Source organism: Bradyrhizobium yuanmingense, from assembly GCF_025200905.1.
Taxonomy (GTDB): domain Bacteria; phylum Pseudomonadota; class Alphaproteobacteria; order Rhizobiales; family Xanthobacteraceae; genus Bradyrhizobium; species Bradyrhizobium yuanmingense.
Map to the genome: position 1 here is coordinate 7502954 of NZ_CP104173.1, position 26004 is coordinate 7528957.

The following is a 26004-nucleotide window of genomic DNA, read 5'->3' on the forward strand; positions in this document are numbered from 1 at the left end:
CAAAGCTCTAAAGCGATGCCGCTTGGAAGCGGCCATGGCCGCCGCGGGCGCCGACGATCAGCGCCGCCGCCTCGCGCGGCGAGAACGTCTTTGAGCGCACATAGATGCGGTAATCCGCCGGTCCTTCGCTGGAGAGATAGACCACCTGGCCGCCGTCGACCGGCTGCGCGGCGATTGAGACGAGACGCGTCGAAGGGCTAGCCTGGCAGGTGTCAGGCTCGGAGCCGAGGCCGTCGTCGACCACGGCAAAATCCGCGGCGTCGGCATCCTCGGTGATCTGAACCCGCACCGTTGCCCGCGCGGGATCGTCGGTGAAGGCGACATGCACACCGGCGGTCCAGAACAGCGAGGTGAGCTCGACCGATGTGTCGCCCAGCGCGATGCAGGGATGCGACACCGATCCGATCTCGGCGCGGGCGAACACCGCAGCCGCCAACAGGGGAACAGCCGAGGCCAGGAACTTGAAACGCAACATGACGCTCTACTCGCTAGGCCCCGGGAACTCACAACCGAAACGCGTCGGGCCTTATGGTTTGCAGAGCGTAAAGGAAAGTCGTTACCGCCGGGTTGATGCGCGGAATGATCAAGCCAGCTGGCGCACATCCTCCGCGAGTGCGCGGTACGACAGCGCTTCGGCGAGGTGCAGCCGGCCGATCTTGTCGGCATGGTCGAGGTCGGCCAGCGTGCGCGCCACCCGCAGCACGCGGTGATAGCCGCGCGCCGACAGGCGCATGGTCTCCGCGGCGTCGCGCAGCAGTTTTTGGCCCTGCGCGTCCGGCTTTGCGATCTCCTCCAGCACGGAGGCGGAGGCTTCAGCATTGGTGCGGACATGGGGCAGGCCTGCATCCGCATAGCGCGCCAGCTGGATGTCGCGCGCCGCCGCCACGCGGGCAGCGACCTCGGCCGATCCTTCCGACGGCGGCGGCAGGATCAGGTCGGCGGCCGTCACCGCCGGCACCTCGATGCGCAGATCGATGCGGTCCATCAGCGGACCGGAGATGCGCGCCTGGTAATCGCCGGTGCAGCGGTCGATGCGGCCGCGCTTGCAGGCATAGCCGGGCTCAAACGCATTGCCGCAGCGGCAGGGATTCATCGCCGCGACCAGCATGAAGCGGGCAGGGTAGGTGACGCGATGATTGGCGCGCGACACCGCGACCTCGCCGTTCTCCAGCGGCTGGCGCAGCGAATCCAGCACGCGCGGATCGAACTCCGGCAATTCGTCGAGGAACAGCACGCCCTGATGCGCCAGCGAGATCTCGCCGGGCTTGGCGCGCGCGCCGCCGCCGGTGAGCGCGGCCATGCTGGCGGAATGATGCGGCGAGCGGAACGGGCGCCGCGCCGTCAGCGCGCCGCCTTCGATCTCGCCGGCGACCGAGGCGATCATCGAGACCTCGAGCAGCTCGCTCGGCGACAGCGGCGGCAGGATCGAGGGCAGGCGCGCGGCCAGCATCGATTTGCCGGCGCCCGGCGCGCCGATCATGAGCAGGTGGTGCCCGCCGGCGGCCGCGATCTCCAGCGCGCGCTTGGCGCTTTCCTGGCCCTTGATGTCGCGCAGGTCGAGCGGCGAGGCGGCGGCCTCGTGCACCTTCGGCGTCGGCCGCGACAGCACCTGGGTGCCCTTGAAATGGTTGGCGATCTGGATCAGCGAGTGTGCGGCAATGATCTGGATGTCCGGGCTCGCCCACGCCGCCTCGGAGCCGCAGGACGCCGGGCAGATCAGTCCTTCCTCGCGCATATTGGCGCCGATCGCGGCGGGAAGGACGCCGGCCACCGGCGCGATCGAGCCGTCGAGGCCGAGCTCGCCGAGCACGGTGAAGCCGGTCAGCGCATCCGGGGGGATCGCGCCGATCGCGGCCATCAGCCCGAGCGCGATCGGCAGGTCGTAATGGCTGCCCTCCTTCGGGAGGTCGGCCGGGGCCAGATTGACGATGATCCGCCGCGCCGGCAGCGCCAGCCCCGAGGCGATCAGCGCCGAGCGCACCCGCTCGCGCGCCTCCGATACCGCCTTGTCCGGCAAGCCGACGATGGCAAAGGCCGGCAGGCCGGGCGCGACCTGCACCTGCACGTCGACCGCACGGGCCTCGATCCCCTCAAAGGCGACGGTAGAAACCCGCTGAACCATGCCGACCAGCCTGCCCATTGCTGCAATTAGGGGTAGCAGAGCGCGGCCGTTTCCGCAAGAACAATACGGGAACAATCACTTGGCGGCCGATCAAATCCTAACCAGGCGTAAACGCGGTCCCGACACTACGTCTCGAATGCCAGCTTCTCTCCTCAGCACATTCCAACGAATGTCCGCTACTCCTAGGGCTGCGGGATGGGCCGTGGTCTAACGGGTGAACAGTTCAAATGCTTGCAAATCGCCGGAGAAGCGAACGTCGGGTGTGCAGCCGTCTCGCCAAGATTCATTTTGGCGCGGGCTCGCTGCCGCGGGATTGCACGATCACGGACATTTCGGATGGCGGCGTGAAAGTGGTGGCGGAATTTCTGGAAGTGCCGCCGCAATTCACCATCATCTTCGCGCCTGATTATTCCCGCCAATGCCGCCTGCGCTGGCGCATCGGCTGCGAATTCGGCGCCGAGTTCGTCGACTGAACCTCAACAGGCGCGCCTCCTTAACGGGACTTTAGCGTTAATGGGTAAGCATCTCTGATCAGTTGCCGAGTGATCAGAGTATGCCCAAGCGTTCGTTCCTCGCCTTATCCCCGGCGGGATATCTGTGTTCCGCCGTCCTGATCCTCGCCCTCGGCGGCTGTCAGACGGCCGGCATCGACGACGTCACCGGTGCGCTCGGCGGCAAGCGGGAGTCCGCCGCCAAGTTTGACGGCAAGTCCGACAGCAAGGCCGACCCCACGCCGGAGATGGACGCACTTCGCGAGCGTTATCGCGCCAAGCCGAGCGATCCCGCCATTGCTCTCGAATACGGCAAGGCGCTGCGTGGCAGCGGCCAGCGCGCGCAGGCGGTCGCAGTGCTGGAGCAGGCCGTGCTCGCCCGTCCTGGCAACAAGGCGCTGCTCGCCGGCTACGGCCGCGCGCTCGCCGACAACGGCAATTTCCAGCAGGCCTTCGACGTCCTCGGCCGGGCGCATTCGCCCGAGGATCCCGATTGGCGCATCCTGTCGGCGCAGGGCGCTGTGCTCGACCAGCTCGGCCGCAACGAGGAAGCCCAGCAATATTACGCTGCGGCGTTGAAGATCGTGCCGAACGAGCCGACCGTGCTGTCCAATCTCGGCCTGTCCTACATGCTGCAGAATAATCTATCGAAGGCCGAACAGGTGCTCGGCCGCGCCCATCAGCGCAATCAGAACGATGCGCGGATCCGCGCCAATCTGGCGCTCGTGCTGGGATTGCAGGGTCGCGAGGCCGAGGCCGAAATCCTCGTCAAGGCAGATCTGCCGCCGGACCAGGCCGCGGCCAAGGTCGCGGCGCTGAAGCAGCTGCTGGCGAAAAAGCAGCAGCGGGCGGACAGGTAGTCCGCCCTAGAGCATGATCCGGACCCGAAGGGCCGCGTCAGCGCAAAGTGTGAAGCGGTTTTCCCTCGCGACAAACGCGGAAGGCGTTTGCGCGGAGATCATGCTCAAATAAGCCGCGCCTACGACGCCTTGCGATGCGGGGCCGAGCTGCGCCCCGACTTGCCCTTCAGCTTCTTCAAAAGCGGCTCGAGCAGCGAGCGCTTCGGCTTCTTCACCTCGCCGCGGCCGGCGAGGCGGTTCGCCATATTCTGGAACAGAACGGTGGTGCGGTGGGTCCTGGAGACCTCCGCGATCATCTGGCCGTTATTGGCCGCGGTCGAGAACAGTTTCGAATCGAACGGGATCACCGCGATCGGCTGGCTCTCCATGGTCTTGGCGAAGGCCTTGACCTCGATCTCCGCACGCTTGTGCATGCCGACCTGGTTGAGGCAGTACAGCGGCGGCCGGTCGTTCGGTCGCGCCGCCTTCAGCACGCTCAGCATGTTCTTGGTGTTGCGTAGATTGGCGAGATCGGGCTCGGCCACGATCACGATGTCGTCGGCGTTCACCAGCGCGCGCCGGGTCCAGCCGGACCATTGATGGGGCACGTCGAGCACGATGCAGGGCGTCGTCATGCGCAGCGTGTCGAACACGGCATCGAAGGCTTCAGCACCGAAATCGTAGACGCGGTCGAGCGTGGCGGGCGCTGCCAGGAGGCTGAGGCGATCGGTGCATTTGGCGAGCAGGCGCTCCATCAGCGCCGTGTCCGGCCGGTCCTGCGACAGCACCGCGTTGGCGATGCCCTGCACCGGATCCTGGTTGTAGTCGAGGCCCGCGGTGCCGAAGGCGAGGTCGAGATCGATCACGACGGAATCGAGCGAGAGATCGCGGGCGATGGTCCAGGCCAGATTATGCGCGACGGTGGACGCGCCGACGCCGCCTTTGGCGCCGACCACGGCGATGACGCGGCCGGTGATGATGGCTTCCGAGGCCGAGAACAGGCTGCAGATCGAGCGGACCACGTCGATGGTTTCGACCGGGCCGACCACGTAGTCGTTGACGCCGCGGCGCACCAGCTCGCGATAGGGCGCGGTGTCGCTGGGGCTGCCGATCACGACCACGCGTGTGCCGGGATCGCAGACGCCGGCGAGGTCGTCCAGTCCTTCGAGGATGTCGCGCGTGCCGTCGGACTCGATGACGATCACGTTCGGCGTCGGCATCGATTCATAGGCTTCGATCGCCGCGGCGAGGCCGCCATCCTTGGCGCTGAGATGGGCCTTGGCGAGCCGGCGGTCCTGGCCAGCCGCGGTCACCGCCTTGAGCGTCTGCTCGGTCTCGCAGAAGGCTTGCACCGAAATGCGAGGAACCGGGGCGATGTGTTCCTCGGGATGCTGCGGATCGTCCGCGTCTTCGTCGTGGATGCCTGTCATTTGGCGGTATCGCTGAGTTTGGCCTTGTCGGATTCGGGATAGGTGGTCGTCGTCGTCGTGCCCTTGCGATAGCGATCGAACGCGATCTCGCGCCGTGCGGTATAGGCGGGCGTCTCGGCGCGCGGTTGCTCTAGGTCAGCCGGGTTGTCGATCATCGCGGCGAGATTGCGCTGGCTGGCGCAGCCCAGATTGAAATAGGGCCGGTTCTCGGTGTAGCCGGGGTTGAGGATGTTGGGGCCGACGTCTTCGGGCCACAGCCCGCAGGGGCCGGCGACCGCGGTGATCTTGGAATAGCTCAGGCGGATGGTGGGCAGTAGCCCGGGATCATCGGGCTGATAGGGCCGCTGGACGATGGCGCGCGACGGCACGCCGCCGGACGTGAGCACCGAGCGGATCTCCTGATAGGTTGCGGCAGCCGCGCGCGAATTGGCGGTGTCGACCGGCACATCGACGACGACCGAGCCGGTGCCTTCGCGCATCCAGTCCCGCGCGATGCCCGCGACGTCCGAATGCTGCGCAGCCGAGAGGCCGCCTCTGCTCTTGCCGACGAAGATCACGATCGACTTCTTGCCTTCCTGCACCGCAATCGGATGGCGCTGGCGATAATCGGTCGGCACCGTCTGGGTGACGATCTCGGTGGTGTTGCAGGCGCCGAGCATAACGGAGAGGCCCGTCAGTGCCAGCGTGAGCCGCAAATTGCGCCGTCGATCGGCTGATGTTGTCGTCATCCCCTGATCCCTCCTGCCCCTGCCTTGCCCGGTCCCCAAACCGTTCGTCTCAGTCGATGATGAAGCCGAAATCGCCCGGCGTGCCGGCGACCGGATCGACACGGCTCGCGATGCCATAGAGGCGGTTGACCCGGCCGAGCAGCGCCCTCTGTGCGTCCGAGGCCGGCGCGAAGCCGTCGTCGGGCCGCGACAATTCCTTCTGGGCAACCGCGCGCACCACGTAAGGCGTCACGATCACCATCAGCTCGGTCTCGTTGTTGACGAAGTCCTGGCTGCGGAACAGCGCGCCGATGATCGGCACTTGGTCGACACCAGGCAGTCCGTTGATCGCCTGCTTGGTCTGCTGCTGGATCAGGCCGGCCATCGCCATCGAGCCGCCCGAGGGAATCTCCAGGGTCGTTTCGGCGCGGCGGGTCTGGATCGATGGAATGGTGATCGAGTTGGTCGAGGACCCGGTCACGGCCTGCGTCAACGTGATCGAGTTGGTGTTCGACAGCTCCGAGACCTCGGTCATCACGCGCAGGCTGATGCGGCCTTCGCTGAGCACGACCGGGGTGAAGTTCAGCGAGATGCCGAACTTCTTGTAGGTGACCTGGGTGGTACAGACGTGAGTGACGGGATCGCAGGCGTAGCCCCCGGGAATCGGGAATTCGCCGCCGGCGATGAAAGTGGCGGATTCGCCCGAGATCGCGGTCAGACTCGGTTCGGCCAGGGTCCGCATGACGCCGGCGCTTTCCATTGCCCGCATCGTGGCGTTGACGGTGGCGACGCCCTTGGCGAGGCCGGTGACGCCGAGCCCATTGCTGCTGACGATCGGTCCGCCAGAGACCGAGAACGGATTGGAATTGTTGAAATTCACCACCGCCGTGCCGGCATTCAGGCTGGCGCTGAGATCGACGCCGAGCTGCTTGACGATGTCGCGGCGGACTTCGCCGACCACGACCTTGAGCATGACCTGGTCGCGGCCGCGCACGACGATGTTGTTGACGACCTTGTCCGCGCCGCCGACCAGCTTTGCGGCAACGTCGCCGGCCTGCTGGGCCTCGACCGGGCTCGACACCGAGCCGGTCAGCATCACGCTGTCGCCGACGCCCTCGATCTGGACGCCCGGCAGCGACTGGCGCAATGCCGAACGCATGCCGTTGAGGTCGCGCTTCACCGCGATGTCATAGGAGGCGACCTGCTGGCCATCGGCCGCGAAGAACACGACGTTGGTCTGGCCGACCTGGCCGCCGATGATATAGGCGCGCTGGGCCGAGCGGATCACCGCATTGGCGATCTTGGGATCGGCCACCAGCACGTCCTTGACCTCGCGCGGCAGGTCGATGACGACGGACTTGCCGATGCCGAGCGACAGAAAGCGCGACCGCGCCGGTGCGATCGTCCCAACCGACGATAAGCCGAGATCCGACGCCTGCATCGGCGCCTGGTCGCCGACCGGCGCCTCCGCAGCACTGAGGACGCCGGAAGCCGCGAGCAGCCCCAGCACCAACATCGTCCCCGCCAGAACCGAGCGCACGCGCTTCCCCCGAATGCGCAAGCCCGTCCGATCACCCCCGTAGTTCATGCTGTCCCCATCACTTCTGTGACGTCAGTTGCCGTGCCTGGACGCCGTAACGGATTACGTTCACGCCGCCTGGGCGCTTGATCGCCTGGTCCTCGGGCGTGCCGTCGACTGCGTTGGCATCGACGATGCTGCGCAGCGCGAGTGTCAGAGTGCCGCCCTGGCGTGCGGCCGAAAGCGTAGCGATCTGGTCGGGCCGCAGCTCGAGCGTGACGGTCTTGCCGACCACCGCGTTCTGGCCCTCCTTTTCCTTCGGGGCCTGGTCGATCGCGAGCACGCGGATGTTGGTGAGAATGACCTCGGACAGGATGAGGTCGTTGCCGCCGGTCGGGCCGTTGGTGTTGCCGCCGTCCGGATTCTTCAGCCGGCGGGTCAGGACGATGTCGACGCGGTCATTCGGCAGGATGAAGCCGCCGGCGCCGGTTTCGGCTGAAATCTCGGTGGAGACGGCACGCATCCCGGACGGCAGGATCGCGGCCATGAAGCCGGAGCCTTCGGCCTTGACCAGCTTCTGCTCGCGGATCGGCTCGCCCTGCATCAACGGCACGCGCGCGATCGAGCCCGCGATCTGGGTCGGTGCCTCGGGCCTGCTGTCGCGGCGGATGAAGGCGCTGCTGGCGGTTGCCGCGGGCCAGGCCTGCCATTGCAGGTCCTCGGGCTTGACGGGCTGGCCGAGCTGGATGTCGTTCTTGGCGATAAGGACCTCGACCGTCGGCAGCTTCTCGGCGACGGGCAGGACGGCCGCGGGCGGATTCTGATAGCCGCTCGCCAGATATGCAGCGACGCCGCCGGCGCCGAGAGCGATGACGAGAACGACAATGCGTGCGGTATTCATACGCTTCTACTCTTACGCGGGGCACTCGAACCGCACCTGGCGTGTTCCCCCGCATCGATGAGTAGGCAGCAAAAGTATAAGGGGTGTTGCGAGGCCGAACGTGATCGCCGGCCGCGATGCTGGTTTTCGGCAGATGGTGAACGCGGCGTTATTGGGTCGGCCAACAGCCCCGTAGTTTCACCTACGCGGGCACGTACGTTCGCACGGCGCGCGCGGCGTCATGGTGAATACGTCGTTAGCATCCCGGACTTCGCTAACGCTCCATCCGGGCTGCGCGCAGAGCTCTACTTCTTCCGCTTCGCTTCGATCACGTCCCAGATCTTCGCCGCGACATCCGGGCCGCCGAGCCGTGCGATGGCGCGGATGCCGGTCGGTGAGGTCACGTTGATCTCGGTGAGATTGCCGTTGATGACGTCGATGCCGACGAACAGCAGGCCGCGCTCGCGCAGCGCCGGGCCGACCGTGGCGCAGATCTCGCGCTCGCGCGGGGTGAGCTCCGTCTCCTGCGCCGCGCCGCCGCGCACCATGTTGGAGCGGAGGTCGTCGGCGGCCGGCACGCGGTTCACCGCGCCGGCGAACTCGCCGTCGACCAAGATGATGCGCTTGTCGCCGTGTTTCACCTCGGGGATGAATTGCTGGATCACCCAGGGCTCCCTGAACGTCACCGAGAACATGTCGAACAGCGAGCCGAAATTCATGTCCTGCGGCATCACGCGGAACACCGCCGCGCCGCCATGGCCGTGCAGCGGCTTCATGACGACCGCGCCGTACTTGTCGCGGAACGCGTTGATCTCATCGAGGTCGCGCGAGATCAGCGTCGGCGGCATCAGTTGCGGAAAATTCATCACGAACAGCTTTTCCGGCGCGTTGCGCACCGAGGCGGGATCGTTGACGACCAGCGTCTTCGGATGGATGCGCTCCAGGAAATGCGTCGAGGTGATGTAGGCGAGGTCGAACGGCGGATCCTGGCGCAGCAGCACCACGTCGAACCCGTTCAGCGCCTCGCGCCTGGGCTCGCCGAGGGTGAAATGGTCGCCGGGCTCGTCGCGCACGGTCAGGAGCTGAACCGGCGCGACCAGCTCCTCGCCGACCATCGAGAGCTTGTCGGGCGTGTAATAAGACAGGCCATGGCCGCGCTTCTGCGCCTCCAAGAGCAGCGCGAAGGTGGAATCGCCCTTGATGTTGATGCGGGCGATGGGGTCCATCTGGACGGCGACGTTCAGTTTCATGGGCTGCCTTTCAGGTCGAGGCGTCGAATGCCGCCAACAGATGGCGCGGAAGCGAGCGCGGCGCAATCAGCATGGCGTCGAATCGCAATTCGAATTCGGCATGCTCGGGATGCGCTGCGAGCCAGCCTTGGGCGGCGTCGATGATGCGCTGCTGCTGGCGCGGCGTCACGGCGAAAGCGGCCTCGTCCAGCGTGGCGCGGGCCTTGACCTCGACGAAGGCGATCAGGTTGCGGCGCCGCGCCACGATGTCGATCTCGCCATGCGGGGTGCGGTAACGTTTGGCGAGAATGCGGTAGCCCTTGGCCATGAGGTAGGCGGCGGCGCGGCTCTCCGCGGAAATACCGGTCTGGAACGCCGCGACGCGCTCGGGCGACGCGACCTTCGGTTCCGCAGGAATCTCAGTCTTCGCCATCGCTGCCCCGCGAGTCCTTTGCGAGCTCGAGCGCGCGGGCATAGACCTCGCGGCGCGGACGGCCCGACAACGCGACCGCGTGCGCCACGGCATCCTTGACGCTGTGCGCGGCAAGCTGCTCGCGCAACAGACTATCGAGCGCGTCCGATGTCAGAACCTCGGCGTCGGCCGCGGGCGGAGCGATCACCAGCACGAATTCGCCGCGTGTCTCCAGCGTTGCAGCCTCGCGCGCCAGCTCGCTCAGCGTTGCGCGCGAAATCTCCTCATGCAGCTTGGTCAGCTCGCGGCAGATCGCGGCCTCGCGCGGCCCCATGATCTCGGCGAGATCGGCCAGCGTATCCTGCATGCGGTTGCCTGACTCGAACATCACCAGCGTCGCGTCAATGCGGGCGAGCTCGGTGAGACGGCTGCGCCGCGCGGCTGATTTCGCCGGCAAGAAGCCTTCGAAGAAGAAGCGGTCGGTCGGCAGCGCGGCGACCGACAGCGCGGCCAGCACCGAGGACGGGCCGGGCAGCGCATACACCGCATGGCCGGCGGCGCAGACCTCGCGCACCAGCTTGAAGCCGGGATCGGAGATCAGCGGCGTGCCGGCGTCCGACACCAGCGCGACCGAGCCGCCTTGCCCGAGGGCTTCGAGGATTTTGGGACGCGCGGCCTCCGCATTGTGCTCGTGATATGGCTTGAGCTGGGCCGTGATCGCATAGCGCTCGGTCAGGCGGCGCGTGATGCGGGTGTCCTCGCACGCGATGACATCGACGCCGGCGAGCGTCTGCAGCGCCCGCAGGGTGATGTCGCCGAGATTGCCGATCGGGGTCGCGACCAGATGGAGGCCCGGCGCGGCCTTCGGCGCCGCGAGCCGATGGGCATCGATGGAGAAACCGCGCGAGGCGGCGTCTTGAGCTTCAGGCGTATTTATCGGGGCCGGCTTTGCGCGCATAATGGAGCCAACTTAGGCACGATCGCTAAGGCTGGGAACCGGCTCGCCGAAAAAGATCGTGCCCAAAGATCGTATCCAGGTGAGGGGCGAGGAACGGACGGGAATGTGATCGGTCGAGATCGCGCCGGGAGGCAGGAGGGGCCCTCGCGCCATATTCGCGACGGAAACGCCGCCTTGATGAGTGAATGAGTGACGGCGAAGAGTAGCCGGGACGGGATTGCGGCCGCGTTAAGCGATTGTTATCCTTTTGTTTTGGTTAACTATTTGCCGACACACTGCCTGAATCCGCGGCCCCCCGTCGCGGAAAGCAATGTCGTGATCGGCCGGCGAACGGCGGGTCGGAAGAGAAGCTGCCATGGTCGGCCCGCGTCATCCAAAGTCTCACCTTCCGGGATCCCCATCGCCAGGGGCGACCCGGCGGACTGCGCTCGGCCTGTTGCTCGGCGCGCCCGTGCTGTCGGCCTGCGCCGGCGTGCAGCAAAGCCTCAGCCAGTTCTCCAACCCGTTCTCGAGCTCCGCGCCGCCGGCCCAGCCGGCAGGACCGCAGCAGCAGGCGACGACCGCCGGCACCGGCGGCGTGAAGGTCGGCCTGATCCTGCCGCTCTCCGCGGCCGGCAATGCCGGGCTCGCCGCGCAATCGATGCGCAACGCCGCCGAGATGGCGCTGGCCGAGTTCCAGAACCCGAACATCCAGCTCCTGATCAAGGACGACAATGGCAGCCCGCAAGGCGCGCAGGCCGGCGCGCAGCAGGCGGTCGACGAGGGTGCCGAGATCATCCTCGGGCCGCTGTTCGCGCAATCGGTGCCGGCGGTGGCGCAGGTCGCGCGCACGCGCGGCATTTCCGTCATCGCCTTCTCGACCGATTCCAGCATCGCCGGACGCGGCGTCTATCTGCTCTCGTTCCTGCCGGAGTCCGACGTCAACCGCATCGTCGAATATTCCGCCGGCATCGGAAAGCGCTCCGTCGCGGTGCTGGTGCCCGACAACGCCTATGGCAATGTCGTCGAGGCCGCGGTGAAGGCGGCGGTGCCGCGGCGCGGCGGGCGCATCGTTGCGTTCGAGAAATACGGTGCCGATCGCGCCACGCCCGCGCGCACCGTGGCGCAGCAGCTCGGCAGTGCGGACGCGCTATTCATTGCCGATGACGGCGATGCCGTCGTGTCAGTGGCGGATGCGATGACGGCCGCGGGCGCGAACCTGCGCAACATCCAGCTGCTCGGCACCGGCCTGTGGGACAATCCGCGCGTCTATGCCAGCGCCGCGCTGCAGGGCGGCCTTTACGCCGCGCCCGATCCGGCCGGCTTCCGCGCCTTCTCCGGCCGCTACCGCACGAAATACGGCGCCGAGCCGATCCGCACCGCGACCCTTTCCTATGACGCGGTCGCGCTCGTTGCCGCGCTGGCGCGCACGCAAGGCGGCCAGCGCTTCTCCTCCGACGTGCTCACCAACCCCTCAGGCTTCGCCGGCATCGACGGCCTGTTCCGCTTCCGTGCTGATGGCACGAATGAACGCGGACTTGCCGTGATGAAGGTGACGCAAGGCGGCGGCGTTGCGGTGGCGGGCTCGCCGAAGAGCTTTGGGGCGTAATGGTTTCTTAGCCCGGATGGAGCGCAGCGTAATCCGGGTTCTGTCCACGCGGTGAGACCGTCCCGGATTGCGCTACGCTCCATCCGGGCTACGAGATCCGCTAAGCCGCCAAATCCGCGACCACGGCATCCAGCACCGGAAAACCGCTGCTGGTCACCCGCAGCCGTCCCGTCGCATCCACGGTGATCGCGCCTTCCTCGCGCAAGAGCGCGATGCGGCGGGGGTCGAGCGGGCGGCCGGCGAGGGCCTTGTAGCGCTCGGGATCGATGCCTTCGGCGAGACGCAAACCCATCAGCAGGAATTCGTCGGCGCGCTCCTCGCTGTTGAGGAGCTCGTCGCTGACGACACCGTCGCCGTTGGTCTCGACCCGCATCAGCCAGGCCTCGGGACGCTTCTCGGTGGCGGTGGCGTGGCGCACGCCGTCGATGTCGAGACGGCCATGTGCGCCCGGGCCGATGCCGGCATATTCCTCGCCGCGCCAGTACACCAGATTGTGCCGGCATTCGGCGCCGCGCCGCGCGTGATTGGAGATCTCGTAGGCGGGCAGCCCGAGCTTGTCGCAGGTCTCCTGCGTGACGTCGTAGAGCGCGCGGGCGACCGCTTCGTCCGGCGTCTTCAGCTTGCCGGCCTGGTGCAGGCCGAAGAAGGGCGTGCCTTCCTCGATCGTCAATTGATAGAGCGACAGATGCTCGGCCGCTTCATCGATGGCGTGCCGCAGCTCGCCCGCCCACATCGCCGGCGTCTGGTCGGGGCGGGCGTAGATCAGGTCGAACGAATAGCGGTCGAACGCGCGGCGCGCGATGGCGACGGCATCGAGCGCTTCGCGCGCGCTGTGCATGCGGCCGAGCGCTTTGAGCGAGGCGTCGTCGAGCGCCTGCACGCCCAGCGAGACGCGGTTGACGCCGGCGATGCGATAACCGGCAAAGCGCGTGGCTTCGACGCTGGTCGGGTTCGCTTCCAGCGTTACCTCGACGTCGCCTGCGACGGTCCAGTGCTTGCCGATCGCGTCTAACACCGCGCCGACGGTGGCGGGCTGCATCAGTGACGGCGTGCCGCCGCCGAGGAAGATCGAGGTGACCTCGCGGCCGGGCGCGCGCTCCGCGGTCGTTGCTATCTCACGCGCGAAGGCGGCGGCGAAGCGCGTCTCGTCGATCGCGGCATGGCGGACATGGCTGTTGAAGTCGCAATAGGGGCACTTCGACAGGCAGAACGGCCAGTGCACATAGACGCCAAACGCATCCTTGTTAGCGCGGCTCAAGGCAGATCTCCGCCAGTTTCCGAAAAGCGCGGGCGCGGTGCGACAGGCCGAGGCCAAGCGGCGGCAGGCCGTGCTTCTCGATGCTGGTCATCTCGCCGAAGGTGCGGATGTGCCCGTCCGGCAGGAACATCGGGTCGTAGCCGAAGCCGGCCGTGCCGCGCGGTGGCCAGATCAGCGTGCCGTCGACGCGCGCCTCGACCTCCTCGCGATGATCGTCGGGCCAGGCCACGCAAAGCGCGGAGACGAAGTGGGCCTTGCGCTTGTCCGGCGTGGTGGCGCCGCGCTCCTGCAGCAGGCGCTCGATCTGCGCCATCGCCGCGTTGAAATCCTTGGTTGGGCCGGCCCAGCGCGCGCTGTAGATTCCCGGCGCGCCATCGAGCGCATCGACCACGATGCCGGAATCGTCGGCGAAGGAGGGCAGCTTGGTCGCCTGCGCTGCGGCGACCGCCTTGATCGCGGCGTTGCTGCGGAAATCGTTGCCGGTTTCCTCGGGCTCGTCTAGGCCGAGCTCGCCGGCCGACACCGCCTCGATCCCGTACGGCGCGAGCAGCTCCCTCATCTCGGCGAGCTTGCCGGGATTGTGGGTGGCGATGACGAGCTTGTCGGTGATTCGGCGGTGCATGGGCCTATTGACTACGCCACGGCCAGTTTCTGCAAGTCCACCAGACGCGCAATGCCCTTCTGCGCCAGGGCGATCAGTTTCAGGAACTCGTCCTGCGTGAACGGCTCGCGTTCCGCGGTGCCCTGCACCTCGATGATGCGGCCATCGCCGGTCATGACGAAATTGGCGTCGGTCTCGGCTTCCGAATCCTCGGCATAGTCGAGATCGAGCACCGGCGTGCCGTTGTAGATGCCGCAGGAGATCGCGGCGACGTTGTCGCGCATCACGTTGGCCTTCACCATGTTGCGCGCCTTCATCCAGTTGAGGCAATCGGCAAGCGCGACCCAGGCGCCGGTGATCGAGGCCGTGCGCGTGCCGCCGTCGGCCTGGAGCACGTCGCAATCGACCGTGATCTGGCGCTCGCCGAGAGCTTCGAGATCGACGATGGTGCGAAGCGAGCGGCCGATCAGGCGTTGGATCTCGACCGTGCGGCCGCTCTGCTTGCCGGCGGAGGCCTCGCGGCGGGTGCGTTCGGAGGTCGCGCGCGGCAGCATGCCGTATTCGGCGGTGACCCAGCCGCGGCCCTGCCCCTTCAGCCACGGCGGCAGGCGATCCTCCAGTGTGGCGGTGACCAGCACATGGGTGTCGCCGAATTTAACGAGGCACGAGCCTTCCGCATATTTGACCACGCCGCGCTCCAGCGTCACGGGGCGCAATTCGTCGGGCGCACGGCGGCTTGGCCGCATGGGAAATCTCCAAAACTCACGGGAATAGGCTGTTCGCGGTGCTTGTAGGTGGGGCGGGGGTGGGCGGCAAGGGCTTATTCACCCCCTGACCGTCGGCCTGCAAACGCCACGCTTGTCAGACGCGGCCCGGATGGACAAATTATAAGGATCCGAGAGGAGTTACCGTCTGTGGCCCATCACGATCCGATCCATCTGATCGCGCCGCGCGCAGGCCTTGCCCAGCTCAACGAGCGTTCCCGCGACATCTTTCGTCAAATTGTCGAAAGCTATCTCGCGACCGGTGAGCCGGTCGGCTCGCGCAACATTTCCCGCCTGATTGCGATGCCGCTGTCGCCGGCATCTGTGCGCAACGTCATGGCCGATCTGGAACAGCTCGGCCTGATCTATGCCCCGCACACCTCCGCCGGCCGGCTGCCGACGGAACTGGGCCTGCGCTTCTTCGTCGATGCCCTGATGCAGGTCGGCGACCTCAACGAGGCCGAGCGGCAGGCGATCCAGAGCCAGCTCTCGTCCGTCGGCGAGGCGCAATCGGTCGAGGCGGCGCTGGACCAGGCCTTGATGCGGCTCTCCGGTCTGACCCGGGCCGCCGCCGTCGTGCTGACGCCGAAATCCAATGCGCGGCTGAAGCACATCGAATTCGTCCGCCTGGAACCGGAAAAAGCGCTGGTGATCCTGGTCGGCGAAGACGGCCAGGTTGAAAACCGCGTGTTGACGCTGCCGCCCGGAGTTCCCTCTTCGGCGCTGACAGAGGCCGGCAATTTCCTCAATGCGCGGATCCGCGGCCGCACCTTGGCCGAAGCGCGGCTCGAGCTCGAGACCGCACTCGGCGAGGCCCGTGCCGAGCTCGATCAGCTGACACAGAAAGTGATCTCGGCCGGCATTGCCAGCTGGTCCGGCGGCGAGAGCGAGGACCGTCAGCTCATCGTCCGCGGCCACGCCAATCTGCTCGAAGATCTGCACGCGCTGGAGGATCTGGAGCGGGTTCGCCTGTTGTTCGACGACCTCGAGACCAAGCGCGGCGTGATCGATCTGCTCGGCCGGGCCGAGACCGCCGAAGGCGTGCGCATCTTCATCGGCAGTGAGAACAAGCTGTTCTCGCTGTCGGGGTCCTCCACCATCATCTCGCCCTATCGGGATGCCGCCGGCCACATCGTCGGCGTTCTCGGCGTGATCGGCCCGACGCGGCTGAATTATGCCCGCGTGATCCCGACCGTGGACTACGCCGCCCGCATCGTCAGCCGCCTGTTGGGGGGCTGACCGGCCTTTCTGTCGATCACGGGCGCTTGATTTTCGCGGGCTTAAGCACGATATCCGGGCCAACATCCCTGAAACGAGTTCGAGATCAGAGCCGATGACCGAGCAAGACCGGCAACCCCAAGACACGACTGCAGCGACCGGCGAGCCCGTGGTGTCGAAACCCTACATCATGCCCGACGATCCCGAGCCGGGTTCGGTCGAAACCCTGCAAAAGGAAGCGGCTGAAGCGCGCGACCGCATGCTGCGGACGCTGGCCGAGATGGAGAATTTGCGCAAGCGCACCGCCAAGGAAGTTGCCGACGCCCGCCTCTATGGCATCACCGGCTTCGCGCGCGACGTGCTCGACATCGCCGACAATCTCCAGCGCGCACTCGATGCCGTTCCGGCGGAGGCGCGTGCTGCGGCCGATCCCGGCCTGGTCTCGTTGATCGAGGGCGTCGAGCTCACGGAGCGCGCGCTGCTCAACGCGCTGGAAAAACACGGCGTGAAGAAGCTGGATCCTCAGGGCCAGAAGTTCGACCCGAACTTCCACCAGGCAATGTACGAAGTGCCTGACGCGTCGGTGCCGTCGGGCACCGTGGTGCAGATCATGCAGGCCGGCTACACCATCGGTGACCGCGTGCTGCGCCCGGCGCTGGTCGGCGTCGCCAAGGGCGGCGCGAAGACTGCGCCCGCGGCGAACAACAACGAATCGAGCAGCGCGGCGAACTGAGTGTTGGCGTCATTCCGGGGCTCGGCGAAGTCGAGAACCCGGAATCCATCGAACAGCAGAGACAACCGCACAATGGATTCTCAGGTGCGCAAATTGCGCACCATAGCTCGCGCTGAAGCGCGCCCCGGAATGACGGAAGATGGCGCGCCGCCTACGCGCTCACCGCGATATCCGCAGACTGAATCCGCTTCACGCCCGCCTTGGCCATGTCGGCCCAGGCCTTGGCGAGCGAGCCCTGCGTGTCGATGCCGCGGCAGGCGTCTTCCACCACATAGACCTCGAAGCCCGCCTTGCGCCCGTCGAGCGCGGTCCAGGCGACGCAGAAGTCTGTCGCAAGACCAGCGACGAAGACGCGCTTGATCTTGCGGCCCCTCAGGTAGCCGGCGAGCCCGGTCGAGGTCTTGCCGTCGGCCTCGAGGAAGGCCGAATAGCTGTCGACGTTCTTGTGAAATCCCTTGCGGATGATGAGCTCGGCGTGCGGGATCGACAGGTCCTTCGACAGCGCCGCGCCCTCGGTGCCCTGCACGCAATGGTCCGGCCACAGCACCTGCTTGCCGTAGGGCAGGTCGACCGTTTCGAACGGCTTCTTGCCGGAATGAACCGACGCAAACGAAACGTGGCCCGGCGTGTGCCAGTCCTGCGTCAGCACCACATTCGCAAATGCCTTCGAGATCTTGTTGATGACCGGCACCACCTGCTCGCCTTCCTTCACCGCGAGGCTCCCGCCGGGCAGGAAGCAGTTCTGCACGTCGATCACGAGCAGCGCGGACGCTTCGTCCGGCTTGATCGGTGCGGCCGCGAACAGCGCGCTTGGCGCGAGCGTCGCCAGCGCCGTCGTTCCAAGCATTGCCAAGACCTGTCGCCGAACCAGCATGTCTACCTCCCCTCCAGGATGATCCAACGGGAGGAAGCCTAGTTCCGTTCGTATACGAACAGAAGCCTGAAAATGCAGCGGGTTCTGTCCAGCGCGTGGGCTGACAAAGCCCATAGCGCCGTCATCCCGGGGCGCGCAAAGCGCGAACCCGGGATCCATAACCACAGGGAGAAGTTGGGCGAAGGTTCTTCGTGAAACTGCGACCAACCACGATTAGCGCCGGCTTCGCCCTACCCCTTCGGCTGAATCCCGTCGCGTACGGTGCGGAAGCGGGTGAAGGCGGCTTGCCATTGGTCGCGCGGGGCGCTGGCGATGATGCGCAATGATGCGCCGCCGCTCGAGAAGCGGATCCACTGCACCACCGTCACCGGGACCTTGTCCTTGCCGCTGACGCCGTCGATCCGGGTCTCGAAGCCTTGCTGGCCGTTGATGCGGATCGGCTCGGACATGGTGATGCGCGACTCGCGCACGCCGGGAATCTGGAGCGCCGCCTCCTGGGCGAAGCGGGCGCGGTCGTCGGCGGCTTGCGGGGTGGCGCCGATCAGGCCGAGGATCATGAACGGCCTCGCCTCGTAGCCCACGCTCTCATCGCCGTCGGCCAGGATGATGCTCGAGCCCGGTGCCAGGGTCTTGATGTCCTTGAAGTCGGCGAGATCGGTGATCTTGAACGGCAGCAGCGCGATCTGCTCCTCGGCCGAGACCTGCCTGCGGGTGGTGGCGCTCGCGAACATCTGTCGCACCGCCTCGTCCGTGTAGATCTTGGTCGCATTCTCCGGGATCTGCACCGCGACATAGCCGGAGAAGCCGGCGCCGGGCACGATCATCGAATAGCGCTTCACCGGGGTATCGCCGGCCTTGCCGCTTTCGGTGGTGAAATAGGCAAGGCCAGCGGGGGTCTCGACCTTGTCCTGCTTGACGCCGCCGGTCCCGCCGGGATTGGAATTGAAGGCGCTCACGACCTCGCCATAGGCGGCCGGCGGCAGCTCGGTGACCAGCACCTTGACGTTGCCGTCCTCGCTCTCGAAGCCCGGAAAGGTCTTGGCCGTGCTGAGGCCGATCAACGGCACCATGCCGAGACGCAAGCCGGGTGGGAAAACGACGTCGGCGGCGAAGGCCGGAAGCGCTGTTACGGCGAGGAGGGCGAGCGCGGCGAGGGGGCGGGTCAGCTTCATGGCCACTCTGATTGGTTCACATTGAGGCCGTTCGATGGTCGGCCACCGGGCCGCTTTGTCGCGCGAAGCAGCTGCGCTGGCTGTGCGGTCGGTCCGCCTTTTAGCCGGTTTGGCCTCGCCGCAACAGGGCGGGCGGGCTTGCGGGTGCGGGGGCTTGCCGACGCCCGGACCTGTTAATAATTCCTCACCCGCAAGGGCGGTTGAGCCCGGATATCACCTTCCAAAACCCGATGTTTTAGCGGCAGAAACCTAGCTTCGGTCCTTGCGGGCCCCTCCCCCCCTCCTATATGAGCCTCAATCATCGCAATATCGCGGATGTTTGATCTTAGGGGGTTTCGGTTCGGGTGCCTCTTGGGCCCAGCCAACCTGCCGCAAAAAGAAGGATATCAGGACCATGGGAAAGGTCATTGGGATCGACCTCGGCACCACGAATTCGTGCGTCGCCGTGATGGATGGCAAGAACGCCAAAGTCATCGAGAATTCCGAAGGCATGCGCACGACGCCTTCGATCGTCGCCGTCACGGATGACGGTGAGCGCCTCGTCGGCCAGCCGGCCAAGCGCCAGGCCGTCACCAATCCCGAGCGCACCTTCTTCGCAGTGAAGCGCCTCATCGGCCGCCGCTACGACGACCCGATGGTCGAGAAGGACAAGAAGCTCGTTCCCTACAAGATCGTGAAGGCTTCCAACGGCGACGCCTGGGTCGAGGCCGACGGCCAGACCTACTCGCCCTCGCAGGTCTCGGCTTTCATCCTGCAGAAGATGAAGGAGACCGCGGAAGCCCATCTCGGCCAGAAGGTCGAGCAGGCCGTCATCACCGTTCCCGCCTACTTCAACGACGCTCAGCGCCAGGCGACCAAGGACGCCGGCAAGATCGCGGGGCTCGAAGTGCTGCGCATCATCAACGAGCCGACCGCGGCCGCGCTCGCCTATGGCCTCGACAAGACCAAGGCCGGCACCATCGCGGTGTATGACCTCGGCGGCGGTACGTTCGATATCTCCATTCTCGAAATCGGCGACGGCGTGTTCGAGGTGAAGTCGACCAACGGCGACACCTTCCTCGGCGGCGAAGATTTCGACATGCGCCTCGTGGGTTATCTCGCCGACGAGTTCCAGAAGGAGCAGGGCATCAACCTGCGCAACGACAAGCTCGCGCTGCAGCGCCTGAAGGAAGCCGCTGAAAAGGCCAAGATCGAGCTGTCCTCGACGACGCAGACCGAGATCAACCTGCCCTTCATCACCGCGGACCAGACCGGCCCGAAGCATCTGACGATGAAGCTCACCCGCGCCAAGTTCGAGGCGCTGGTCGACGACCTCATCCAGAAAACCGTCGAGCCCTGCCGCAAGGCGCTGAAGGACGCCGGCGTCACCGCCGGTGAGATCGGCGAGGTCGTGCTGGTCGGCGGCATGTCGCGCATGCCGAAGGTCCAGGAAGTCGTGAAGCAGCTGTTCGGCAAGGAGCCGCATAAGGGTGTCAACCCGGACGAAGTCGTGGCGATCGGCGCTGCGATCCAGGCCGGCGTGCTCCAGGGCGACGTCAAGGACGTGCTGCTGCTCGACGTCACCCCGCTGTCGCTGGGCATCGAGACGCTGGGCGGCGTGTTCACCCGCATCATCGACCGCAACACCACGATCCCGACCAAGAAGAGCCAGGTGTTTTCGACGGCTGAGGACAACCAGAACGCCGTCACCATCCGCGTCTTCCAGGGCGAGCGTGAAATGGCGGCCGACAACAAGATGCTTGGTCAGTTCGACCTGATGGGCATTCCGCCGGCGCCGCGCGGTATGCCGCAGATCGAGGTGACCTTCGACATCGACGCCAACGGCATCGTCAACGTCTCGGCCAAGGACAAGGCCACGGGCAAGGAGCAGCAGATCCGCATCCAGGCCTCCGGCGGTCTGTCGGAAGCCGACATCGAGAAGATGGTCAAGGACGCCGAGGCCAATGCCGAGGCGGACAAGAAGCGCCGCGAGGCCGTCACCGCCAAGAACGAGGCGGATGGCCTGGTGCATTCGACCGAGAAGGCTTTGGCCGAGCACGGCTCGAAGGTTGCCGAGAGCGAGCGCCGCGCCATCGAGGATGCCGTCAGCGACCTCAAGGAAGCGCTGAAGGGCGACGATGCCGAGGCGATCAAGGCCAAGACCCAGACGCTGGCGCAGGCTTCGATGAAGCTCGGCGAGGCCATGTACAAGCAGCAGGCCGAGGCCGACGCCAAGAAGGATGCGGCCAAGGACGACGTCGTCGACGCGGAATTCACCGAGGTCGACGACGACAAGAACAACAAGAAGTCCGCTTAAGCCCCGAGAGGGTGACGATGCGGACGGCTTGGACCCCACACACGCTACCGGCCTCCTCCCTTGCGGGGGAGGCCGTCGTGTCGGGACGGACGGGCCAGGACTCCTTTCAAGGCTCCTTCAAAGTCGGCCCCGTTACGATCGATCAATTCCCAGCCGTTATTCTCAGCGCTGCCAGGCTGCCCTCCGCCGCAAGGTCGAAGGGCGCTCATACCGCCGCATGTCAGCGTTGTTCCGCGCCAACTTGAATCGCGATTGGATAGACCGAGCCCATCATGTCCACGTCCACCAAGCGCTGCTATTACGAGACCCTCGAAGTCGAACGCGACGCCGACGAAGGCAAGCTGAAATCGTCGTTCCGCAAGCTGGCGATGAAATTCCATCCCGACCGCAACCCCGGGGATGAGACCAGCGAAGTCAAGTTCAAGGAAATCAACGAGGCTTACGAGGTCCTGAAGGACAAGGACAAGCGGGCCGCGTATGACCGTTACGGCCACGCCGCGTTCGAGCAGGGCGGCGGCTTCGGCGGTGGCGCCGGTTTCGGTGCCGGCTTCGCCTCCTCTTTCTCCGACATCTTCGAGGACCTGTTCGGCATGGCCGGGCAGCGCGGCCGCGGCGGCCGCGAGCGCGGCGCCGATCTGCGCTACAACATGGAAATCACCCTCGAGGAAGCCTTTGGCGGCAAGACCGCGCAGATCGAGATTCCTGTCTCGGTCACCTGCGAGGCCTGCTCGGGCATCGGTGCCAAGGCCGGCACCAAGCCGAAGACCTGTTCGACCTGCGGCGGCGCCGGCCGCGTGCGGCAGTCGCAGGGCTTCTTCACGCTGGAGCGGACCTGCCCGGGCTGTCAGGGCCGCGGTCAGATGATCGAGGACGCCTGCCCATCCTGCTCGGGACAAGGGCGGGTGACCCGCGAGCGGACGCTCTCGGTCAACATTCCGCAAGGTGTCGAGGACGGCACACGGATCAGGCTCGCCGGCGAGGGCGAGGCTGGCGTCCGCGGCGGGCCGCCCGGCGATCTCTACATCTTCCTGTCGCTGGCCCAGCACCAGTTCTTCCAGCGTGACGGCGCGGATCTGCATTGCCGCGTGCCGATCTCGATGGTGACCGCCGCGCTCGGCGGCGAATTCGAGGTGCCGACCATCGACAAGGGCAAGACCAAGGTGAAGGTGCCCGCCGGCACCCAGTCGGGCCGCCGATTCCGCATTGCATCAAAGGGCATGCCGGTGCTGCGGTCGCGCCAGATGGGCGACATGTACGTTCAGGTCATGGTCGAGACCCCGCAGAACCTCACCAGGAAGCAGCAGGAATTGCTGGCCGAGTTCGAAAAGCTCTCCTCCGGCAATACCCAGCCGGAAGCCGAGGGTTTCTTCGCCAAGGTCAAGGATTTCTTCGGCAATCGGGCGAACTGACGCGTCTTGACCGTATCGCCTCCGGCCTATACGTCTTTATGACCATTTTCTGACACGCCGCGGTCCTGCGGTTCCGTCCGGTCCCGACATGCCATTGCCATCGTCCGCGCGTGCGTTGAAGAAGCCTCGTCTCGATGACGAGGTGCGCTTTCTCAGGTCGTGGATCGAAAAGCCCTTGCACATGGGCGCGGTGATGCCGTCCGGCAAGCTGCTGGCGCGGACCATGGCTCATTATGTCGATCCCGATTCCGACGCACCGGTAGTCGAGCTCGGACCCGGCACCGGCGCCATCACGTCCGCGCTGATCGAGCGCGGGATCGACCAGAAACGTCTCGTTCTCGTCGAATACAATCCCGGCTTCTGCGCGCTGCTGCGCGACCGCTACCCGCAAGCCAAGGTGGTGCAGGGCGATGCCTACCGCCTGCGCGACACGCTCTGGAATGTCTTGAGCGCGCCGGCCAGCGCGGTCGTGTCCGGCCTGCCGCTCGTCACCAAACCGATGCTGACGCGGCTGCGGCTCATCCGCGATGCCTTCACCGCGCTCGCGCCCGGTGCGCCCTTCATCCAGTTCACCTATGCGGTGGTGCCGCCGATCCCGAAATCGCTATCCGGCGTGTCCACAGAGGCCTCGGAACGGATCTGGATGAACCTTCCGCCGGCCCGCGTCTGGGTGTATCGCAAGCATTAAATCCGCCGGCTCCTCTTTGCGCGGCGGGCTCGTTTCGCCGAATGCATGAGATTGGATGCCAGCCCCCAAGATCCTGATCATTCCCGGCTCGCTGCGCACCGGCTCGCACAATGCGAAGCTGGCGGCGGTGGCGGCCTATGAATTTGCTCAGGTCGGCGTCGACGTCACCCGCATCTCGCTCGCCGATTTTCCGCTGCCGATCTATGACGGCGATCTCCAGGCCAAATCCGGCGTGCCCAAGCACGCGATCAATCTGAAGCGCATGATCGGCGCGCATCACGGCGTCCTCATCGTCTCGCCCGAATACAACGCCTCGGTGCCGCCGCTGCTGAAGAACGCGATCGACTGGGTCAGCCGCGTGCACGAGCTGCACGAGGCGCGCGGAGAGGTGTTCCGCAACCGGGTCTTCGCGCTTGCCGGCGCGTCGCAGAGCCGGTTAGGTGCTGCTCGCGCGCTGCAGGCCCTGCGGCTGATCCTCTCCGCCTGCCACGCCAACGTGATTGCCAGCCAGCTCACGCTCGCCTTTGCCGACCAGGCCTATGACGATAGGGACAGGCTGAAGAACGAGGGCGATATCGCCGCGCTGAAGGAGCTGGTGGCGCAATTGATCGACGTTTCCCAACGCATGATGTGAGGTGACATGACGCCAGCCGAGATCGCCCCGAAGGACCGCCTGATCGTTGCGCTCGATCTGCCGAGCGTTGATGCCGCGGAGGCGATGATCGCGAAGCTCGGCGACAGCGTCACGTTCTACAAGATCGGCTATCAACTCGCTTATGCCGGCGGCCTGCCGCTGATCGGCAAGCTCGCTGATGCGGGCAAGAAGGTGTTCGCCGATCTCAAGATGCACGACATCGGCAACACCGTGACGCGCGGCGTGGAGAGCGTCGCCAAGCTGGGCGCGACCTTCGTCACCGTGCACGCCTATCCGCAGACCATGAAAGGCGCCGTCGAAGGCCGCGGCAGCGCCAGCCTGAAGATCCTCGCCGTGACGGTGCTGACGTCCTACGACGACGACGATTTGCATGCGGCCGGTTATCGGCTCAGCGTGTCGGAGTTGGTCGAGGCGCGTGCGCAGCAGGCGCAGGTGCTCGGTGTCGATGGCCTCGTGTCCTCGCCGGAGGAGGTGGGTAGCCTGCGCAAGATCGTCGGCCACCAGATGAGCCTCGTCACCCCCGGCATTCGTCCGGCGGGCGCCGCCAGCGGCGACCAGAAGCGCATCATGACGCCTAGCCGTGCGATCGCCGCCGGCGCGGATTATCTGGTCGTCGGGCGCCCGGTTGTGGAAGCCGCCGATCCCAAGGCGGTCGCGGACACCATCCACGCCGAGATCGCGCAAGCTCTCGGGTAATCCATCAACAACAGGGAGAAGAACAATGGCAAAAGGCTACTGGATCGGGCGTGTCGACGTCAGCAATGACGAGGGCTATAAGCCCTACGCCATCGCCAACGGCCCGATCTTCAAGAAATGGGGCGGCCGCTTCGTCGTCCGCGCCGGCAAGTTCACCGCCGTCGAAGGCGCCAGCCGCAACCGCAACGTCGTGATCGAATTCCCTGACTACGAGACCGCGCTCGCCTGCTACAACTCGCCGGAATACCAGGCCAACATCAAGGTGCGCCAGCCGCACTCGATCGCCGACCTCATCGTCATCGAAGGCTACGACGGCCCGCAGCCGCAGGACGGCTGAGGCTCGATCCCGTCTTACCCTCCCTGGAGGGGCCTGGAGGGGAAGGGTCGATCGCGCGCAGCGCGAGCGGGGCGGGGTGATCTCTCCACCGGGCACTGTTCGTCGCGGAGAGACCGTCACCCCACCCCGTCACGCAATCTCGCTTTGCTCGATCGCGTGCCGACCCACGGGCGAGCTACGCTCGTCCCGGGCCCCTCCAGGGAAAAAGTAAGAGCGCCTGCGCCCCCCGATCGCCCCTCGGTTGCCGGAACTGCCTCCCCCCGCTACAACGGCCTCGAAGAGGATCACACCATGTCCGACATGCGCTTGATTGTTGCGGGAGCCGGCGGCCGGATGGGCCGGGCGCTGGTGCGGGCGATTGCTGAAAGCGAGGGCGCCGTGCTGGCCGGCGCGCTGGAGGCGCCGGGCTCCCAGCTGCTCGGCAAGGATGCCGGCGTGCTCGCCGGCCTGCCCGCCAACGGCATCAAGCTCTCCGCCGATCTCTGGGCGATGTGCAAGGAGGCCGACGGCATCCTCGATTTCACAGTGCCTGCGGCGACCATCGCCAATGTCGCGATCGCCGCCGAACGCGGCCTCGTGCACGTCATCGGCACGACCGGCCTGTCCGGCTCGGACAATGCCGTGATCAAGAGCGTCACCAATCGCGCCGTGGTGGTGCAGTCGGGCAATATGAGTCTCGGCGTCAATCTGCTCGCCGCCGTGGTCAAGCGCGTTGCCAAGGCGCTCGACCAGAGTTTTGATATCGAGATCGTCGAGACCCATCACCGCATGAAGGTCGATGCACCCTCGGGCACCGCGCTGATGCTGGGGCAGGCCGCAGCGAGCGGCCGCGGGGTTACTCTCGATGACCATTCCGAACGCGGCCGGGACGGCATCACCGGCGCCCGCCGGCCGGGCAATATCGGCTTCGCCTCCTTGCGCGGCGGCACCGTGGCCGGCGATCACAGCGTGACCTTCCTCGGCCCGTTCGAGCGCCTGACGCTGTCGCATCAGGCCGAGGACCGCATGCTGTTCGCCCATGGTGCGCTCAAGGCGGCGCTGTGGGCGCACGGCAAGAAGCCGGGGCACTACACCATGGCCGACGTGCTCGGCCTCGACGATATCTGATCCAATCAAGCAACGGAAAGC

26 protein-coding genes are annotated in these 26004 nt (G+C 66.2%); 12 read left to right on the plus strand and 14 right to left on the minus strand.

All coding sequences use genetic code 11. From position 1 onward, the window contains the following. Window positions 1–7: 7 nt before the first annotated feature. Window positions 8–475, minus strand: coding sequence for a hypothetical protein (locus N2605_RS34770; RefSeq protein ID WP_036003195.1), 468 nt, complete (start codon window positions 473–475; stop codon window positions 8–10). Window positions 476–583: 108 nt separating this feature from the next. Then, complete coding sequence (locus N2605_RS34775; protein ID WP_260345203.1) at window positions 584–2122, minus strand: YifB family Mg chelatase-like AAA ATPase; 1539 nt, start codon at window positions 2120–2122, stop codon at window positions 584–586. A 227-nt stretch (window positions 2123–2349) separates the two neighbouring features. Between N2605_RS34775 and N2605_RS34780 the strand changes: the two genes are divergently transcribed. Continuing rightward, window positions 2350–2595, plus strand: a complete 246-nt coding sequence (locus N2605_RS34780; protein WP_018644993.1) for a PilZ domain-containing protein — start codon at window positions 2350–2352, stop codon at window positions 2593–2595. A gap of 80 nt (window positions 2596–2675) precedes the next feature. After that, window positions 2676–3473 (plus strand): tetratricopeptide repeat protein, encoded by a 798-nt coding sequence (locus N2605_RS34785; RefSeq protein WP_260345206.1) that lies wholly within the window; start codon window positions 2676–2678, stop codon window positions 3471–3473. A gap of 119 nt (window positions 3474–3592) precedes the next feature. Here the strand turns inward: N2605_RS34785 and N2605_RS34790 are convergent, their stop codons facing one another. The 7 genes from N2605_RS34790 to rsmI form a co-directional block, all read right to left on the minus strand. Beyond that, window positions 3593–4882: a CpaE/TadZ family protein gene (locus tag N2605_RS34790; protein WP_036003204.1), complete on the minus strand. Its 1290-nt coding sequence runs from the start codon at window positions 4880–4882 to the stop codon at window positions 3593–3595. Then, window positions 4879–5610, minus strand: coding sequence for a CpaD family pilus assembly protein (locus N2605_RS34795; RefSeq protein WP_260345207.1), 732 nt, complete (start codon window positions 5608–5610; stop codon window positions 4879–4881). Before N2605_RS34795 ends, N2605_RS34790 begins: the two co-directional genes overlap by 4 nt. A 49-nt stretch (window positions 5611–5659) precedes the next feature. Then, complete coding sequence (locus tag N2605_RS34800) at window positions 5660–7177, minus strand: type II and III secretion system protein family protein (RefSeq protein WP_225113139.1); 1518 nt, start codon at window positions 7175–7177, stop codon at window positions 5660–5662. Window positions 7178–7187: 10 nt separating this feature from the next. After that, the gene (gene cpaB, locus N2605_RS34805; RefSeq protein ID WP_057030543.1) at window positions 7188–8009 is read right to left on the minus strand and encodes a Flp pilus assembly protein CpaB; all 822 of its coding nucleotides are present in this window, start codon (window positions 8007–8009) and stop codon (window positions 7188–7190) included. A 284-nt stretch (window positions 8010–8293) separates the two neighbouring features. After that, window positions 8294–9238, minus strand: a complete 945-nt coding sequence (gshB, locus tag N2605_RS34810; protein WP_036024326.1) for a glutathione synthase — start codon at window positions 9236–9238, stop codon at window positions 8294–8296. Window positions 9239–9248: 10 nt separating this feature from the next. Then, window positions 9249–9650 carry a YraN family protein gene (locus tag N2605_RS34815; RefSeq protein ID WP_036045010.1) on the minus strand — a complete coding sequence of 134 codons (402 nt, stop codon included), beginning with the start codon at window positions 9648–9650 and terminating at the stop codon, window positions 9249–9251. Beyond that, the gene (rsmI, locus tag N2605_RS34820) at window positions 9637–10587 is read right to left on the minus strand and encodes a 16S rRNA (cytidine(1402)-2'-O)-methyltransferase (RefSeq protein WP_260345208.1); all 951 of its coding nucleotides are present in this window, start codon (window positions 10585–10587) and stop codon (window positions 9637–9639) included. The genes N2605_RS34815 and rsmI overlap by 14 nt, the downstream gene beginning before the upstream one ends. 355 nt (window positions 10588–10942) lie before the next feature. Here rsmI and N2605_RS34825 point away from each other — a divergent pair, with 355 nt between their 5' ends. Next, a complete protein-coding gene (locus N2605_RS34825; RefSeq protein WP_051056860.1) occupies window positions 10943–12175 on the plus strand; it encodes a penicillin-binding protein activator in 1233 nt (410 codons plus the stop codon). Window positions 12176–12275: 100 nt separating this feature from the next. Here the strand turns inward: N2605_RS34825 and hemW are convergent, their stop codons facing one another. Genes hemW through rph form a run of 3 tightly spaced genes read right to left on the minus strand, consistent with a single transcriptional unit; the run spans window position 12276 to window position 14780 of the window. After that, complete coding sequence (gene hemW, locus N2605_RS34830) at window positions 12276–13433, minus strand: radical SAM family heme chaperone HemW (protein WP_036024335.1); 1158 nt, start codon at window positions 13431–13433, stop codon at window positions 12276–12278. Beyond that, window positions 13420–14055 (minus strand): RdgB/HAM1 family non-canonical purine NTP pyrophosphatase, encoded by a 636-nt coding sequence (gene rdgB, locus N2605_RS34835; RefSeq protein WP_260345210.1) that lies wholly within the window; start codon window positions 14053–14055, stop codon window positions 13420–13422. Before rdgB ends, hemW begins: the two co-directional genes overlap by 14 nt. A gap of 11 nt (window positions 14056–14066) precedes the next feature. Further along, window positions 14067–14780, minus strand: a complete 714-nt coding sequence (gene rph / locus N2605_RS34840) for a ribonuclease PH (RefSeq protein WP_036024340.1) — start codon at window positions 14778–14780, stop codon at window positions 14067–14069. Window positions 14781–14948: 168 nt separating this feature from the next. Between rph and hrcA the strand changes: the two genes are divergently transcribed. Next, a complete protein-coding gene (gene hrcA / locus N2605_RS34845; RefSeq protein WP_036003234.1) occupies window positions 14949–16037 on the plus strand; it encodes a heat-inducible transcriptional repressor HrcA in 1089 nt (362 codons plus the stop codon). A 94-nt stretch (window positions 16038–16131) separates the two neighbouring features. Then, window positions 16132–16749: a nucleotide exchange factor GrpE gene (gene grpE, locus N2605_RS34850; RefSeq protein WP_036003237.1), complete on the plus strand. Its 618-nt coding sequence runs from the start codon at window positions 16132–16134 to the stop codon at window positions 16747–16749. 151 nt (window positions 16750–16900) lie between these two features. Here the strand turns inward: grpE and pncA are convergent, their stop codons facing one another. After that, window positions 16901–17623: a bifunctional nicotinamidase/pyrazinamidase gene (gene pncA, locus N2605_RS34855; protein WP_036003240.1), complete on the minus strand. Its 723-nt coding sequence runs from the start codon at window positions 17621–17623 to the stop codon at window positions 16901–16903. A 230-nt stretch (window positions 17624–17853) separates the two neighbouring features. Continuing rightward, complete coding sequence (locus N2605_RS34860) at window positions 17854–18795, minus strand: hypothetical protein (RefSeq protein ID WP_225186467.1); 942 nt, start codon at window positions 18793–18795, stop codon at window positions 17854–17856. Between the two features lie 394 nt (window positions 18796–19189). Here N2605_RS34860 and dnaK point away from each other — a divergent pair, with 394 nt between their 5' ends. The 7 genes from dnaK (at window position 19190) to dapB (ending at window position 25983) form a co-directional block, all read left to right on the plus strand. Continuing rightward, complete coding sequence (dnaK, locus tag N2605_RS34865) at window positions 19190–21091, plus strand: molecular chaperone DnaK (RefSeq protein WP_036003245.1); 1902 nt, start codon at window positions 19190–19192, stop codon at window positions 21089–21091. 272 nt (window positions 21092–21363) lie between these two features. After that, window positions 21364–22500 carry a molecular chaperone DnaJ gene (dnaJ, locus tag N2605_RS34870; protein ID WP_225142479.1) on the plus strand — a complete coding sequence of 379 codons (1137 nt, stop codon included), beginning with the start codon at window positions 21364–21366 and terminating at the stop codon, window positions 22498–22500. An 88-nt stretch (window positions 22501–22588) separates the two neighbouring features. Then, window positions 22589–23188 (plus strand): class I SAM-dependent methyltransferase, encoded by a 600-nt coding sequence (locus tag N2605_RS34875; protein ID WP_225144152.1) that lies wholly within the window; start codon window positions 22589–22591, stop codon window positions 23186–23188. Between the two features lie 55 nt (window positions 23189–23243). Further along, window positions 23244–23822 (plus strand): NADPH-dependent FMN reductase, encoded by a 579-nt coding sequence (locus N2605_RS34880; RefSeq protein WP_260345212.1) that lies wholly within the window; start codon window positions 23244–23246, stop codon window positions 23820–23822. A 6-nt stretch (window positions 23823–23828) separates the two neighbouring features. Beyond that, window positions 23829–24539, plus strand: coding sequence for an orotidine-5'-phosphate decarboxylase (gene pyrF / locus N2605_RS34885; protein ID WP_036024347.1), 711 nt, complete (start codon window positions 23829–23831; stop codon window positions 24537–24539). 25 nt (window positions 24540–24564) lie between these two features. Then, window positions 24565–24876 carry a DUF1330 domain-containing protein gene (locus N2605_RS34890; protein ID WP_036003256.1) on the plus strand — a complete coding sequence of 104 codons (312 nt, stop codon included), beginning with the start codon at window positions 24565–24567 and terminating at the stop codon, window positions 24874–24876. Between the two features lie 291 nt (window positions 24877–25167). Next, on the plus strand, window positions 25168–25983 hold the full coding sequence (dapB, locus tag N2605_RS34895; protein ID WP_109141920.1) for a 4-hydroxy-tetrahydrodipicolinate reductase: 816 nt from the start codon (window positions 25168–25170) through the stop codon (window positions 25981–25983). Window positions 25984–26004: the final 21 nt, after the last annotated feature.

Excerpts from the sequence above, each read along its gene's own strand:
- N2605_RS34780 (WP_018644993.1), top strand. The coding sequence starts at position 2,350 with ATGCTTGCAAATCGCCGGAGAAGCGAACGTCGGGTGTGCAGCCGTCTC.
- N2605_RS34795 (WP_260345207.1), bottom strand. The coding sequence starts at position 5,610 with ATGACGACAACATCAGCCGATCGACGGCGCAATTTGCGGCTCACGCTG.
- gshB (WP_036024326.1), bottom strand. The coding sequence starts at position 9,238 with ATGAAACTGAACGTCGCCGTCCAGATGGACCCCATCGCCCGCATCAAC.
- grpE (WP_036003237.1), top strand. The coding sequence starts at position 16,132 with ATGACCGAGCAAGACCGGCAACCCCAAGACACGACTGCAGCGACCGGC.
- N2605_RS34890 (WP_036003256.1), top strand. The coding sequence starts at position 24,565 with ATGGCAAAAGGCTACTGGATCGGGCGTGTCGACGTCAGCAATGACGAG.
- dnaJ (WP_225142479.1), top strand. The coding sequence starts at position 21,364 with ATGTCCACGTCCACCAAGCGCTGCTATTACGAGACCCTCGAAGTCGAA.
- N2605_RS34860 (WP_225186467.1), bottom strand. The coding sequence starts at position 18,795 with ATGAAGCTGACCCGCCCCCTCGCCGCGCTCGCCCTCCTCGCCGTAACA.
- rph (WP_036024340.1), bottom strand. The coding sequence starts at position 14,780 with ATGCGGCCAAGCCGCCGTGCGCCCGACGAATTGCGCCCCGTGACGCTG.
- cpaB (WP_057030543.1), bottom strand. The coding sequence starts at position 8,009 with ATGAATACCGCACGCATTGTCGTTCTCGTCATCGCTCTCGGCGCCGGC.
- pncA (WP_036003240.1), bottom strand. The coding sequence starts at position 17,623 with ATGCTGGTTCGGCGACAGGTCTTGGCAATGCTTGGAACGACGGCGCTG.
- N2605_RS34825 (WP_051056860.1), top strand. The coding sequence starts at position 10,943 with ATGGTCGGCCCGCGTCATCCAAAGTCTCACCTTCCGGGATCCCCATCG.
- N2605_RS34815 (WP_036045010.1), bottom strand. The coding sequence starts at position 9,650 with ATGGCGAAGACTGAGATTCCTGCGGAACCGAAGGTCGCGTCGCCCGAG.
- N2605_RS34800 (WP_225113139.1), bottom strand. The coding sequence starts at position 7,177 with ATGAACTACGGGGGTGATCGGACGGGCTTGCGCATTCGGGGGAAGCGC.
- N2605_RS34875 (WP_225144152.1), top strand. The coding sequence starts at position 22,589 with ATGCCATTGCCATCGTCCGCGCGTGCGTTGAAGAAGCCTCGTCTCGAT.
- rdgB (WP_260345210.1), bottom strand. The coding sequence starts at position 14,055 with ATGCACCGCCGAATCACCGACAAGCTCGTCATCGCCACCCACAATCCC.
- rsmI (WP_260345208.1), bottom strand. The coding sequence starts at position 10,587 with ATGCGCGCAAAGCCGGCCCCGATAAATACGCCTGAAGCTCAAGACGCC.
- N2605_RS34770 (WP_036003195.1), bottom strand. The coding sequence starts at position 475 with ATGTTGCGTTTCAAGTTCCTGGCCTCGGCTGTTCCCCTGTTGGCGGCT.
- dnaK (WP_036003245.1), top strand. The coding sequence starts at position 19,190 with ATGGGAAAGGTCATTGGGATCGACCTCGGCACCACGAATTCGTGCGTC.
- N2605_RS34880 (WP_260345212.1), top strand. The coding sequence starts at position 23,244 with ATGCCAGCCCCCAAGATCCTGATCATTCCCGGCTCGCTGCGCACCGGC.
- N2605_RS34775 (WP_260345203.1), bottom strand. The coding sequence starts at position 2,122 with ATGGTTCAGCGGGTTTCTACCGTCGCCTTTGAGGGGATCGAGGCCCGT.
- N2605_RS34790 (WP_036003204.1), bottom strand. The coding sequence starts at position 4,882 with ATGACAGGCATCCACGACGAAGACGCGGACGATCCGCAGCATCCCGAG.
- N2605_RS34785 (WP_260345206.1), top strand. The coding sequence starts at position 2,676 with ATGCCCAAGCGTTCGTTCCTCGCCTTATCCCCGGCGGGATATCTGTGT.
- pyrF (WP_036024347.1), top strand. The coding sequence starts at position 23,829 with ATGACGCCAGCCGAGATCGCCCCGAAGGACCGCCTGATCGTTGCGCTC.
- dapB (WP_109141920.1), top strand. The coding sequence starts at position 25,168 with ATGTCCGACATGCGCTTGATTGTTGCGGGAGCCGGCGGCCGGATGGGC.